At 27.2% G+C, this 13,817-nt stretch carries 18 protein-coding genes and 1 tRNA gene; 6 read left to right on the top strand and 13 right to left on the bottom strand.

From position 1 onward, the window contains the following. Positions 1–24: 24 nt before the first annotated feature. The 11 genes from hisB to ACRDBA_RS11980 form a co-directional block, all read right to left on the bottom strand. Positions 25–615, bottom strand: a complete 591-nt coding sequence (gene hisB, locus ACRDBA_RS12030; RefSeq protein WP_438573163.1) for an imidazoleglycerol-phosphate dehydratase HisB — start codon at positions 613–615, stop codon at positions 25–27. A gap of 12 nt (positions 616–627) precedes the next feature. Continuing rightward, positions 628–1,665 carry a histidinol-phosphate transaminase gene (gene hisC / locus ACRDBA_RS12025; RefSeq protein ID WP_438573162.1) on the bottom strand — a complete coding sequence of 346 codons (1,038 nt, stop codon included), beginning with the start codon at positions 1,663–1,665 and terminating at the stop codon, positions 628–630. Beyond that, the gene (gene hisD, locus ACRDBA_RS12020) at positions 1,665–2,951 is read right to left on the bottom strand and encodes a histidinol dehydrogenase (RefSeq protein ID WP_438573161.1); all 1,287 of its coding nucleotides are present in this window, start codon (positions 2,949–2,951) and stop codon (positions 1,665–1,667) included. The genes hisC and hisD overlap by 1 nt, the downstream gene beginning before the upstream one ends. A gap of 47 nt (positions 2,952–2,998) precedes the next feature. Next, positions 2,999–3,625 carry an ATP phosphoribosyltransferase gene (gene hisG, locus ACRDBA_RS12015; RefSeq protein WP_438573160.1) on the bottom strand — a complete coding sequence of 209 codons (627 nt, stop codon included), beginning with the start codon at positions 3,623–3,625 and terminating at the stop codon, positions 2,999–3,001. Beyond that, complete coding sequence (gene hisZ / locus ACRDBA_RS12010; protein ID WP_438573159.1) at positions 3,615–4,757, bottom strand: ATP phosphoribosyltransferase regulatory subunit; 1,143 nt, start codon at positions 4,755–4,757, stop codon at positions 3,615–3,617. The genes hisG and hisZ overlap by 11 nt, the downstream gene beginning before the upstream one ends. A 473-nt stretch (positions 4,758–5,230) precedes the next feature. Beyond that, a complete protein-coding gene (locus ACRDBA_RS12005; protein WP_438573158.1) occupies positions 5,231–5,731 on the bottom strand; it encodes a GNAT family N-acetyltransferase in 501 nt (166 codons plus the stop codon). A gap of 99 nt (positions 5,732–5,830) precedes the next feature. After that, the gene (locus ACRDBA_RS12000) at positions 5,831–7,516 is read right to left on the bottom strand and encodes a M56 family metallopeptidase (RefSeq protein WP_438573157.1); all 1,686 of its coding nucleotides are present in this window, start codon (positions 7,514–7,516) and stop codon (positions 5,831–5,833) included. A gap of 1 nt (position 7,517) precedes the next feature. Next, positions 7,518–7,904 (bottom strand): BlaI/MecI/CopY family transcriptional regulator, encoded by a 387-nt coding sequence (locus ACRDBA_RS11995; RefSeq protein WP_438573156.1) that lies wholly within the window; start codon positions 7,902–7,904, stop codon positions 7,518–7,520. Positions 7,905–8,043: 139 nt separating this feature from the next. After that, positions 8,044–8,832 (bottom strand): YhfC family intramembrane metalloprotease, encoded by a 789-nt coding sequence (locus ACRDBA_RS11990; protein WP_438573155.1) that lies wholly within the window; start codon positions 8,830–8,832, stop codon positions 8,044–8,046. 25 nt (positions 8,833–8,857) lie between these two features. After that, positions 8,858–9,988, bottom strand: a complete 1,131-nt coding sequence (locus tag ACRDBA_RS11985) for a DUF5808 domain-containing protein (protein WP_438573154.1) — start codon at positions 9,986–9,988, stop codon at positions 8,858–8,860. 3 nt (positions 9,989–9,991) lie between these two features. After that, entirely contained in the window at positions 9,992–10,375 is a 384-nt protein-coding gene (locus ACRDBA_RS11980) for a GntR family transcriptional regulator (RefSeq protein WP_438573153.1), read from the bottom strand. A 258-nt stretch (positions 10,376–10,633) separates the two neighbouring features. On the opposite strand from ACRDBA_RS11980, the gene ACRDBA_RS11975 reads away from it, so the two are divergent. Together ACRDBA_RS11975 and ACRDBA_RS11970 are read left to right on the top strand one after the other, a co-directional pair. Further along, positions 10,634–10,906 carry a PspC domain-containing protein gene (locus tag ACRDBA_RS11975; protein ID WP_438573152.1) on the top strand — a complete coding sequence of 91 codons (273 nt, stop codon included), beginning with the start codon at positions 10,634–10,636 and terminating at the stop codon, positions 10,904–10,906. Positions 10,907–10,918: 12 nt separating this feature from the next. Continuing rightward, complete coding sequence (locus ACRDBA_RS11970; protein ID WP_438573151.1) at positions 10,919–11,116, top strand: PspC domain-containing protein; 198 nt, start codon at positions 10,919–10,921, stop codon at positions 11,114–11,116. A gap of 96 nt (positions 11,117–11,212) precedes the next feature. Here the strand turns inward: ACRDBA_RS11970 and ACRDBA_RS11965 are convergent, their stop codons facing one another. Further along, on the bottom strand, positions 11,213–11,770 hold the full coding sequence (locus ACRDBA_RS11965; RefSeq protein WP_438573150.1) for an NUDIX hydrolase: 558 nt from the start codon (positions 11,768–11,770) through the stop codon (positions 11,213–11,215). A 272-nt stretch (positions 11,771–12,042) separates the two neighbouring features. Here ACRDBA_RS11965 and ACRDBA_RS11960 point away from each other — a divergent pair, with 272 nt between their 5' ends. The 4 genes from ACRDBA_RS11960 to ACRDBA_RS11945 all read left to right on the top strand — a co-directional run bounded on the left by ACRDBA_RS11960 (position 12,043) and on the right by ACRDBA_RS11945 (position 13,607). Beyond that, on the top strand, positions 12,043–12,642 hold the full coding sequence (locus ACRDBA_RS11960; RefSeq protein WP_438573149.1) for an ECF transporter S component: 600 nt from the start codon (positions 12,043–12,045) through the stop codon (positions 12,640–12,642). Positions 12,643–12,917: 275 nt separating this feature from the next. Beyond that, entirely contained in the window at positions 12,918–13,100 is a 183-nt protein-coding gene (locus tag ACRDBA_RS11955; protein ID WP_438573148.1) for an alpha/beta-type small acid-soluble spore protein, read from the top strand. A 65-nt stretch (positions 13,101–13,165) separates the two neighbouring features. Next, entirely contained in the window at positions 13,166–13,348 is a 183-nt protein-coding gene (locus tag ACRDBA_RS11950) for an alpha/beta-type small acid-soluble spore protein (protein ID WP_438573147.1), read from the top strand. A 76-nt stretch (positions 13,349–13,424) separates the two neighbouring features. After that, the gene (locus ACRDBA_RS11945; protein WP_438573146.1) at positions 13,425–13,607 is read left to right on the top strand and encodes an alpha/beta-type small acid-soluble spore protein; all 183 of its coding nucleotides are present in this window, start codon (positions 13,425–13,427) and stop codon (positions 13,605–13,607) included. Between the two features lie 72 nt (positions 13,608–13,679). Here the strand turns inward: ACRDBA_RS11945 and ACRDBA_RS11940 are convergent. Beyond that, positions 13,680–13,755 (bottom strand) — tRNA-Lys (locus tag ACRDBA_RS11940). Between the last annotated feature and the right edge of the window lie 62 nt (positions 13,756–13,817).

Here is a 13,817-nt window from a genome sequence, read left to right as displayed (position 1 = left end):
TATTTTTAATAAGTATTATATAATTTATAGGACTCCCTTAGTTGATGGAATCTTATCTAAATTATCGCCCATACTTATAGCCTCATTTAAAGCTCTTCCTAATGCCTTAAATAATCCTTCTATCTTATGATGATCATTTTCTCCATAAATAACTCTTGCATGTAATGTAGTTCCTGAATTAATAGCTAAGGCTCTAAAAAACTCCTTTACCATTTCAGTGGAAAAACTTCCTATAACCTCTCTTTTAAACTCTCCTTCAAAATACAAAAATCCCCTTCCACTAATATCTAATGATACTGTACACAAAGCCTCATCCATAGGAACAAAAAATGTTCCATATCTTTTAATTCCTTTTTTATCTCCTAAGGCTTCTAATATTAATTTTCCTAAAGAAATTCCAACATCCTCAACTAAGTGATGATCACATACTTCAATATCTCCAATAGCCTTTAAATTTATATCTATTCCACTATGAAATGAAAATAATGTAAGCATATGGTCAAAGAAGCCTACCCCTGTATTTATATTAGACTTCCCTTCACCATTTAAATCTATTTCTATATCTATTGATGTTTCCTTTGTCTTTCTACTTAATTTACCTTTTCTCTCCTCCATAAATCCCCCAATTTAATATACAAATGACTTTTTAATTCCTTCTAAAACTCTTTCGTTTTCTAATGATGAACCTACCGTTATTCTAAAACTATCATCTTCAAAGCTTCTTATAGATATTCCCTTATTATACATAGCTTTTAATAAGGCTTCCTTATATGGCGTTCTTCCAAATATATAGTTTCCCTTTGATTCATAAAATTTTATTTCTAAAGAACTTTCATTTTCTAATTCCTTAAGTTCTTTATAAAACTTATCTCTTTGAACAATTATTTTTTGCGAACTATCTATAACTTTTTGTGGCTTAGATAACATTTTTAAAGCAATAGCTTGTGAAAGTGAATTTACATTATAAGGAACCTTATACTTAGATAAATTACTTATTAAAGTTTTATTTCCAATTAAAAAACCTACTCTTAAAGCAGCTAATCCCCATGCCTTTGATAATGTTCTAGTAACTAGTAAGTTATCAAATTCCCTAATTAAATCTACTGCTGTTTCTCCATAAAACTCATAATAAGCTTCATCTATTAACACCTTTTTATCTCTAAATGAAGTTAATATCTTTTTTATATCATTGTTATTTATAGCATATCCTGTTGGATTATTTGGATTTGAAATCATAATTAAGTCAACATCATTACTTAATCCTGAGTTTATAAATTCATCTAAATTAAAGCTTCCATCCTTGTTTGTATTATATTTAATTAATTCTCCTTCACTTAAGGAGACATAAAAATCATACATAGAGAAGTCCGGATTTAAAGTTAATACCTTTTTTCCCTTAGATATCAATGATGATATAACAAGTGATAACATTTCATCTGAGCCATTCCCCATTATTATATTTCTAGCATCTACATCTGCATATTTTGCATACATTTTTCTTAATTCTAGTCCTTCTGAATCAGGATATCTATTTAGTTCTACATTCCTTAACTCTGAAAGCGCCTTAAAAAAAATATTCTCATCTACTGATAAATAACTTTCATTTCCGTTTAACTTTATTGTTTTAGTTTCGTTTATCACTCCATACATATTAACTTCCTTCATTATTTCATCCTCACTTTCACTGAATTAGCATGTGCTGTTAACCCTTCTTTTTCTGCTAGCGTAATTATTTTTTCTCCATTTTTCATTAGTGCACTTTTTGAATAATATAAATAAGATGATTTTTTTATAAAACTATCTACTGATAAAGGTGAGAAAAATTTTGCAGTTCCATTAGTAGGTAATACATGGTTTGTCCCTCCAAAATAGTCACCAATTGGCTCTGGAGAATAACTTCCTATAAATACAGAACCAGCATTTATAACCTTTCCTAAGTACTCCATCGGATTGTTTATCATTAACTCTAAATGCTCTGGCGCAATTAAGTTAGATATATTTATACATTCATCTATATCATTACAAATAATAGCTTTTCCATATTTTTTTAATGATTCTTTTATAATTTCTTTTCTACTTAATCCCTCGATTTGAATTGATATTTCATTTTGTACTTTTTCATATAAATCTTTTGATGTAGTTACTAAAATAGATGATGCTAATTTATCATGCTCTGCTTGTGACATTAAGTCAGCTGCAATATACTTAGGATTAGCATCCTTATCTGCAACAATTAATATTTCACTTGGTCCAGCAATCATATCTATATCAACCTGTCCAAAAACTAATTTTTTAGCTGTTGCAACAAAGATATTTCCTGGTCCTACTATTTTATCTACTTTTTCTATAGATTTTGTTCCGTACGCTAAAGCCGCTATTGCTTGTGCCCCACCAACCTTGTATATTTTATCTACTCCTGCAATTTTAGCTGCTACAGCAATATATGGATTTATTCCACCTAAATTATTGGGTGGTGTTACCATTATTACCTTATTAACACCAGCAACCTTTGCTGGAATTACATTCATTAATACTGACGATGGATATGCTGCTGTTCCTCCTGGAACATATACACCAACCTTATCTAATGGAATTACTCTTTGTCCCATATACACACCATTATTATCATTTATCATATATCCTGAATTTTTTTGTTTTTCATGATATATCCTTATATTTTCTTTTGCTTCCTCTAATGCGTCTATAAAGTTTTTCTCTACAACAACAAAAGCTTCATTAATCTCATCTAAAGTAACTTCAAAACTATTAATATCAACAGCATCAAATAGTTTTGTATAATTTTTAAGAGCAGAATCACCATTAAATCGTACATCTTTAATTACATTAATTACCTTAGATACTATCTCTTCCTGTTCTTCTCCGTCTCTTTCCTTTAACTCTCTTATTAATGAAGCTTTATTTTCTTCAGTTATCTCTATTAAATTTAACATAGCCCCATCCCCTTTATTTATTGCTCACTTAAGTGGAATTTAATCACTTATTTTATTACCATCTTAACCTTTTCTAAAAAATCGCTTACTTCTCTTTGTTTTAATTTAAAGCTTGCTTTATTTACTATTATTCTTGCGCTAACTTCACAAATTTCATCTAAAACAACTAAACCATTTTCCTTTAAAGTAGTTCCTGTTTCCATTATGTCTACTATCCCATCACATAAGCCTAAAATTGGAGCTAACTCTACTGAACCTTCAATCTTTATTATTTCAACATCCATTCCCCTGCTTTTAAAAAATTCTTTTGTAACCAATGGATATTTACTTCCTATTTTTATATGTCCATTTGAATTAAATAACTCCTTATTTGGCATTGCTGCAACTATAAATTTGCACTGTCCTAATCCTAAATCCATTACTTCATAACAGCTATGATGTGATTCAAGTAAAGTATCCTTGCCAACTACCCCAATATCAGCTACCCCATGTTCAACGTAAGTTATTGAATCAGCTGATTTTACTAAAAAATACTTTATATCTTCCTTTGTATCATTAAAAACTAACTTTCTCCCCTTATTCTCAAGCTCATCTATACCAAAGCCTGCCTTTTTTAGTATCTTAACTGTTTCAACTTCTAGTCTCCCCTTTGTTAATGCAATACTAATTCCCATGTGAAGCCTCCTTTAATTTTATTTCTACAGAATCTATATGATCTTTTGGCATCATATGAACCCTATATCCATAATCTCTAAGCTTCTTTCCTTCTTTCATTGCTTCAAGCTCATTTCTCTTATCAAAGCAAATTATATATTCATTTCCTAGTTCTACCTTTTCCTTTATTAATGTAATTAAACAATCGATATTTATAGAAAACCCTATAGCCTTTAAATCTACCCCAAAGCTTGAAATTAAATTATCATATCGCCCTCCACTTAAAGCTGTGTTTCCTACACCTTCTACATATCCTCTAAATATTAAACCAGTATAATAATTTAATCTTGGTGCCATTCCTAAATCAAAGGTTATTTTATTTTCATATCCTAAATCTTGAAGCTTCTCATAAATATCTCTTAAATACTCTAAGCTTTTTTTCATTCCTGAATTAAAAACTAAATTTTCACATTGATCTAAAGCTTCTTTTCCACCAAATATCCAAGGTAATCTTCTAAAAAACATCTTAGTTTTAGAATCTATATTAAGACTATCTAAAAAATCACTTAATTCCTTTAAGCTTTTTTGCTCTATTAGCTGCGATAATGCTTCTTTTTTATCTTCATCTATTTTTAAACTTTCTATAGCAGCTTTAAAGAAATGTACATCCCCAATTTCTAATTTATATTCTTTTATACCTGTAGTCTCTAATACCTCCAGTGCAGTAACTAATATTTCTAAATCAGAATCTTTGCTATCTAAACCAATAAGCTCTACACCACAGTCTGTGTATTCATTTTTTTTACCACCTAGACTTTCATGAACCCTATAAACATTTGATTCATATCTAAGTCTAATTGGCAAATCATAGTCTTTAAACTTAGTACCAACAACCCTTGCAATAGGAACTGTCATATCGGGCTTTAAAACTAATATTTTTCCTTTGTTATCAAAAAACTTGTACATGTCTTCTTCTCTTAAACCATTATTTTCATAACAAAATAAATCATAAAACTCAACTGTTGGAGTAATAACCTCATTATAGCCCCATTTATGAAAAATAGAATTTACATCTGTTATAATTTTCTTTCGTACTACACATTCATTTTCAATTAAATCTCGTGTTCCTTCTGGAATAATATATTTTTTCAATAAATCGCCCCCCCTATCTATTAGAATATAAATATATTATTCTAATAATATATTAGGGACTTTTCCTTGTCAATAATTTACAATTAAAAAATATTTTTATATTTATTTTTATATTTCATTGTAAAGCATTTATTTTAATATTTTTTTATTAATTATTTGTGTTTTTTTTTAACAATTACATATTTTAAATTATATAAACTTTTTTTAATATTTCCCCGTAAAAAATAACCATTTTTATACAATTTTCATATTTAGCAAGAAAACACCAATCTAAACGATTAGTGTCTTCCCATATCTGTTTATTAGTTTTTATTTAATTTAAAGCTTATCCATCGATTCATGATTTCAGCTCCTAATGATTCATAAAATTTTATTATAAATCCTTTTCTTTAATAATATACCTCAAAATACTATCCCTATATAAAGCCTATAGTTATTTTATATGCTTCTTCTAATCATTAGTACTAAAAATATTACATCTTGCTTAATTTATCTATATACTCTTCCGTTAATCTATAAACAGTCCATTCATCCATTGGAATTGCTCCTAATGACTTATAAAACTTTATAGATGGTTCATTCCAATTTAAGCATGTCCACTCCATTCTTTTACATCCTTGCTCTTTTGCAATTCGTCCTAAGAACTTAAAGATTTCCTTGCCTATTCCCATCCCTCTAACATGTGGCTGAATAAATATATCTTCTAAATATAATCCACTTCTTCCTACAAATGTTGAGAAATTATAAAAATATAATGCATATCCTATTGCTTCCCCATTTAATTCTGCAATTACTACTTCTGCCCTATTATCTTCAAAAACTGATTTTCTTAATGTTTCTTCTGTTGCTATAACTTCATTAGACATTTTTTCATATTCTGCTATGTCCTTTATAAGAGATAATATTAAAGGTACATCATCGATTGTTGTTTCCCTTAATTTAAAGTTTTTTATAGATGTGTCATAATATTTCATAAAAATCGCTCCTGCCCCTATAATTTTTACCAAATTAACCTTTATTGGCTAATTTCATTTTAATCCTATCTCTTAATATTTTCTAGTATTTTCATATTATTATTTACAATTTTTTTCTAAAGCACTTGCTAATCCATCAATTAATGTATTAATTTGTTCCTTATTACTAGCTTCACTTCCAATTTCAATCATTATAGCTTTACTAGATAATTCTTGATTAAATGATTTACTCATATCCTTTGGATAAGTATAAATTCCTACATTTTTTATTCCTATATCTTTTATTTCCTTTTTTAATGTATCTGCAAATACCTTATTTTCTTCATAAAGTGGATTATTTTCTGAAAGTATAATTGCTATACCATCATTATTAGAATCACCTGCGGCTCTATGAATATCTAATAATATTTTTTCATTGTATCCTTCAATATTTTCTATAATAAGCTCATTTGCTCTTTCAAAGGATTTATTATATGATGACTCTAAAGATTTATTATTCTTTAGGAACATTGAATTAAGGCCTTTCTTATTTAATTCCGCACTTAATATTGATCCAACATTCTCTACATCTTCACCATAACTATAATATTCTTCTGTATGTGCACTATAAATAACTATATCATTTCTAGATTTATCTAAATTTGAATCCCTAGATTTAATATTATCTTCTGATAAATCATTAGTTATCTTATTATTTATATTTTCTTCTTCACTTACTAATTCAGCTGTAGGCTTTTGACTTGTTAAGCCAATTATAGAAACTCCTAATACTACAACTCCTCCTAATACTATTGATTTTAATCCAAACTTTTTATTTTTGCCTATCATACTAATTCTCTCCTTTATCATCTTCTTATTAAATGCCATTCCAATAGTCCCTAATGACGTTGCTTTACTATTGCTATAACTTAAAATATTAATTATAGTTTTTCCATAACTTAAATTTTCTTTTTTATCGATAAAGTTTAGTACTTTAGCATCACAAGCTACTTCACAATCTGATTGCATTGTATTTAATGCAATTATTATAATTGGGTTAAACCAATAAATTACTTTCATTAAATTAATAAGTTTAGAAACTAAAATATCATTTCTTTTTAAATGACATAATTCATGTAATAATATATATCTTAGCTCATTATCACTTACATTTTTAATAAGATCCTTATTAAGAAATAATTTAGTATTTACTATTCCATAAATAGCCGGACTATTAATTTCTTTAGTAAACACTATTTGAACATTATTTTTTATCTTTAATCTTTTCTTTAAATTAACTAATAAATCTTCAATCTTTTCATCCCTTATTTTATTTCCTAAATATATTAATTTCTTTATTTTCAAGGCTGAAATTATAATCTTAATAGTAAAAAAAATCACACCACATATCCAAATACTAAATAATAATTTATCTAATACTGTAGCTTTAAGTATTGATTTTTCCACATAGTCTTTTTCATTAGTTTCCTTTCCACTTATATTGTGGGTACTTTCTAAATATCTACTGTCTTTAATATTTTCTATCTCTCCTAATTTATCTTCCTTTAAAAATTCAGAACTAATAATTTCATTTCCTTTAAAATCCATTAAATTATATAAGCTAATATTACTTTCTGGCCCATATGGAATTATAAGCTTAAACATCATTACTATCCACAATAAGTAGATAAAAATTGGACTTAATCTTCCTTTTATAAGTATTCTAACTCCAAATATGGCTACTGCTAATATACTCGCTACTATAGAACCATCCACAATAAACTTAAATATATCTAAATAGCACATGCTAACTCTTTCCCTCTTCTGAGGAATTATTTAATATTTCTTGTAGCTCATTTATTTCTTCATTAGAAAGCTTTTCTGATTTAACAAAATTTAAAAGCATTGAATTAATTGATCCATTGAAAAATCTATTTATAAATGTTTCACTTTCCTCTTTAATACATTCCTCTTTTTCTATTGTTGCAAAGTAAAAATATTCTTTTCCATTTTTATCAAAGCTTATTGCTTCCTTTTTTAATAATCTATTTATTAATGTTTTTACTGTAGTTCCCTTCCACTCCTTTCTTGCCTTTAATTTTTCTATTATTTCATTAGATGTTATTCTTTTGTTTTTCCAAATCAAATTCATTATTTCCCACTCTGCTTCAGATATTTTAGGTAAACTCCCCATTTTTATCTCCCCCTTTTAAATTACATTTGTAATCCTATATTAATGTTTACGTCTGTAATCAATAAAAAATTACTCTTTTTTATAAAAAAAGTGGTTTATTATAAATTTCTTATAATAAACCACTTTCAAGACTATTTTATTAACTAACAGATTTCTTTTTGAAGATTTTAACAGCAAATATCAATACTGCTATTGCTTCTATTGCTATTATTCCCTCTATCATATAAATATTTTGTATTACTCCAGCTTGATAAAGTGCAGGAGCAAAATTAACAACTGCATGAATTAATATAGCTAACACATAGTATATGTTTTTTCTTTCCCTTACTGCATATAAAACAATAATAGATAACGCTATATGAATACACATTGCAATTGCTCTTTCTATACCAATTACTGCCCAATATGATGGTGCAGAGCTTACATAAGTGTTTAATGTCTTATCTATTACATCTTGTGCTATACCTGATTGCTGTAATTTACTAACAAATTCGCCTGAATTAATTAATATAGAATTTGATATTGCACTAATTATAGTAATACCTCCAATTAATATAGCTTCCATACCACCATGAGCTAATCCAAATGTAACTCCATCTGTAAGTTCCCTCTTATCCTTTAAAGCATATTTAAAAACTACAAACCTAGCAGTTTCTTCAAATATACCTGCCATTAATCCACCATAAAGCATATATGCCCATGGAGTATTTAATAAAAATTCTGAAGTAGTTTTATTAATACTTAAAAAGAATACATGAATTGGCGCTTCTAAAATCTGAGTTGATATAAAAAATGCTGCCATACCTATAAGAAATACTTTTAAAGATGCCTTATACTTTTTCTTTAGATAAATAATTCCTATAAGAGGAATTCCCACACTTAGCACTAAGCTAAAAATCATTGAAATAATTGATGATGTACTGACCATATAGATACATACCCCCTATTTATTCTTAACCCACTATTATACCTAATATAACCATAACTGCAATTAATACTAAAGTAGCTACAAAAATTATAATACCAGTAGGACTAGCAAAATTTATTGTCCAGCCAATTCCAACTCGTTTTTCTACCATCCAAGCTTTATCGTTTTTGTTAAAATATATACTTCCTAAAATCCATTTATCATCATCATCTTTGTAAAGAGTATCTTCTTCTGTATCAAAACCTAAGTTTTTTCCACCTTGGCCTATATTTATAAATACAAATATAAATATAGTCATAGTTAACATCAATATACTCATCATTACTATATTTATAACTGTAATATCAAAGCTATATAAAATTGCTAATTGTAGTATTGCAAATAATCCGATAATTTCTATACCTGTTATAAGCATAAAAATTGATCCAATTCTTCTAAATCTCTTTTTTCTAATAACTGCTGCTTCTATACTTCCACTATTTAAGTCTGTTTTAGAATTAACTATAACCTTATTTATAAAGTAAAATAAAGCTACCATAAATATTTGTACTAGTGGAAATTGAAATATTGTTAATGCACCTTTAATAGTATTTCTCTCAATTTCCTTAAATGTCATATCAGGAACAACTATTAAATCTGGCAAAGTATTATATTTATATATTGTTAAAGCTATCATAATTATAGGAATTATAAATAATACTAAGAAATATTTTGAATCTAAAACCTTAAGCTTTTCATTTTTTTTAGGTTTTCTTAATGTAGTATCAACAATTACCACATTATTTGATTTGTAATTCCAATTATTATCCTTTTTTAGCTTCCTCATTTTTTTATAGTAGATAATATATGGAATAGAATCTAAAATTAATACTACTACAATACTAACTATAGTTATAGTTGCTAAAATAGCTTCACTTGAATTTATAAATACAGCAAATAGTATATTAATTATAACTGTAAAAATTAAAAATACTATTACATTTAATCTTTTATATTTTTTCTCTAAAAGTTTTATCTTTTCATCATTTTGATATTTCTTTGGTATCCTAACACCAAAGATTATTCCATTATTAGATGCCTTGTTTATATAATACGCTAATACAAACATTATAATTATAAAAACATTTGTAATTCCCCATGCAACATAATTATCCATATCTTAATCCTCCAAATAAAATTCACTAAAGCATTTATCTATCTTTTCTTTTACTTTTTCCTTAGATATTCCTCTGTTAAAACATTCTGCCATATAGTATTTTAGTTTATCTTCAATATCCATTTTAAATTTATCATTTGATTGATTTAAGCTTAGAGAAATAACAGCACCTTTTCTTCTATCTATTTTTATATATCCATCATCCTTAAGAAGTGTGTACGCCTTATTTACAGTATGCATATTTACTCCTATATCTTCTGCTAATGCCCTTACTGAAGGTAATTCATCACCTTCTTCTATTTCTCTTTTTGCTATTCCCTTAATTATTTCATTTTTTATCTGCATATATATTGCTATTTCAGAATCAAAATCTATTCTTAGAACCAAACTATCACCTCTCGTTATTATATCTGTTATATATAATATATAACAGATATGGTAAATGTTCAAGTGGTTTTATAAAAACTTTTATAAGTTATAAAATACCCTATGTTAAGATTTATTTAAGATTTGATTAAGATAATCTTTATTGTACTTATAAAAATAAGTCATATAATATAAATATAAGTTTTATTAACAATATTAAATCACTAAAGAAACATAATGAGATTATTAAATATATAATATTTGTATGGAGGTTTCCCTATGGAAAAGTCATTTTTTAAAAACAGTAAAAACCAAAAATTATTTGGAGTTTGTTCTGGATTATCGGAATATTGGAATGTTGATGTTACATTAGTTAGATTAGCCTTATTGCTTTTAGCCGTATTTACTAGATCTACTTTTATTATAATAGCATATGCAGCTTTAGCTTTTATTTTACCTGATAAATATGAAGCTACTGATAATTATAACCAACAATCAAACAGTAATACTAAAGAGTATAAAGATGTAGATTTTATTAAGGTTGATAAATAAGGAGGATTAATTATGGATAAGAAGCTTTATAAAATTAGTTCTTGTAAGAAGGTATCTGGAGTTTGTGCTGGATTTGCTGAATATATAAATGCAGATGTAACTCTTGTTAGAGTACTAGCATTTTTACTAATATTATTTTCACTTCCTATAGGACTTATATTTTATATAGGTTGTGCAATAATAATGCCTGATAAAAAAGACATTATATAATAGAAATATTATGATTAAAATTAATATACCCTATGAGATAAAGCCTAATAAGATTATAACTATATCTTATTAAGCTTTATTTATTTTACTTAAACACTAAAGTAATTTTATCTTTTCATTAAATTTATTATAAACATTTACCATATATGGTTCACTTGAATACTTATGAATTTCATTTATAGGAATCCATTTTACACCACTAGTTTCCTCTTCATTTACTATAAGTTCTTCATTTTCATCTGCTTCTAGAAGATATGCTACTGATAAATGTAAATGTGATGATACATATTTTCCTCTTTTAATATGTCCGTTAACATTTAAAACATCTAGTGATAATATATCATTATGTATAGGCTTTACATTTTTTAATCCAGTTTCTTCTTGAGCCTCTTTTATAGCAACATACAATAAATCACTATCTCCATCTGCATGCCCACCTGTCCATGCCCATGATTTATATATATTATGGTATATCATTAATACCTTATCTCTAGTTTTATTTATTATATATCCAGAACTAGTAATATGTGCTACTGTATTTTCTCTCGTTAATATATTAGAACTATTGTCTATACACTCTAAGATTAATTCCTTATCTCTTTCTTCTTGCTCATTATAAGGATTATAATTCCTTATTTCATCTATCCAACTCATATAAATTCTCCTTTTCATTAGTCTTTTATATAAATTATATCTCTAAAATTCTTAATATCCAACTTATATTTATACTAATATTATTTATATTAAATCAACATATTGTTATTTTATGTATAATATGATTCTTAATGTAAAATAACTCTTTACAGTTTTTTATTATATGTTAAAATAAAAAATGTCGGTATTCTTTTGAAACTGAACTAAGCAAAAATTAATTATTTTTGCCGAATTATATCCTTAAATAGGAATAAGAACGGAGGTACAATTAAATGTTAAACACACGTAGGATGGGGAATTCTAGGGAACATGTTAGGAAGTTAGTTATAGTTGCAATGTTAGCAGGTATTTCTATTTTCCTTGGAGTATCTGGATTAGGCTTTATTACATTGCCTATATTTAGACTCACTATAATGCATGTGCCAGTAATCATCGGAGCTATTATAGAGGGGCCTGTTGTTGGTGCAGCAGTTGGCTTAATGTTTGGATTATTTTCAATGTATCAAAACTTTACAGCTCCTACAATTACATCATTTGTTTTTTATAATCCAATAGTAGCACTTCTACCAAGAATATTAATCGGTATTGTGGCTTATTATATTTATAAAATTTTAAAGAACAAATTTAAAAATAAAAATTTAGCAATAGGTATATCAGCAATACTTGCATCACTTACAAATACTGTAGGTGTTCTTGGATTAACATATGTTTTATACTTAGAGCAATATGCTGCTGCTAGAGAAATATCTACTGAAGCAGTTGCAAATACACTTTTAGTTTTGGGTGCATCTAACGGTATTCCTGAAGCCATAGTTTCAGCTCTTATTGCAATACCTGTAATTACAGGATTAATGAAATTAAATAAAAGATAATTAGATATCAAAGGTACTATTAAAAATAGTACCTTTTATTTTTTACATATATGATATAAATTTTGCCTTAATTAGTCTAATTAATAGGCTTAATCTATATCTTTTTTAATTTTAAAAAGATATATTAATCCTATATTTTCCTTTCAATATTGCTTTTTCCTATTTTGGATTACTTTCTATAGTTTATAAAAATTCCTTCTGCACAACATAATAGTGCAAAGCAAAAAAGCTTAGCAAAAACTTTCTAAATAATAAATTTTAAGGAGGAAACAATCATGGCAAAGACATTAGTACCAGAAGCAAAAAACGGATTAGCTAAATTTAAGAATGAAGTTGCAGGAGAAATGGGTGTTCCATTCTCAGATTACAATGGAAACTTATCTTCAAAGCAATGCGGTAGCGTTGGTGGAGAAATGGTTAAAAGAATGGTTCAACAATACGAATCAGGTATAAAGTAAGAGACATCACGATTAAAAAGAATAGATTCAATATTTTGATATTGAACATTTAGGAGGAATTTATCATGGCAAAGACATTAGTACCAGAAGCAAAAAACGGATTAGCTAAATTTAAGAATGAAGTTGCTGGAGAAATGGGAGTTCCTTTCTCAGATTACAACGGAAACTTATCATCAAAGCAATGCGGTAGCGTTGGTGGAGAAATGGTTAAAAGAATGGTTCAACAATACGAATCAAGCATGAAATAGTTCTCTAGAGTAAATTGAAAATATTAAAATATAAAGTGTTTCATGAATTATTGTGAAACCTTAGGAGGAATTTATTATGGCAAAAACATTAGTACCAGAAGCAAAAAACGGATTAGCAAAATTTAAAAATGAAGTTGCAAGTGAAATGGGAGTTCCATTCTCAGACTACAACGGAAACTTATCTTCAAAACAATGCGGTAGCGTTGGTGGAGAAATGGTTAAAAGAATGGTTCAACAATACGAATCAACTATAAAATAAATAAATAAAAAAAAGAAGTGTATTTATACACTTCTTTTTTTGCTATTTATTATAAATAGCCTAGCATTAAATTGGTGGCTTACCCGGGAATCGAACCCGGTACACCTTGATTAAAAGTCAAGTGCTCTACCGATTGAGCTAGTAAACCTTAATGGCTGGGATAGCAGGATTTGAACCTACGAATACCGCAGTCAAAGTGCGGTGCCTTAC

The sequence above is a fragment of the Clostridium sp. genome (assembly GCF_051654825.1).
GTDB lineage: Bacteria > Bacillota > Clostridia > Clostridiales > Clostridiaceae > Clostridium.
The sequence above is the reverse complement of the archived record's forward strand: the minus strand, read 5'-3'. Positions and strand labels throughout refer to the sequence as shown.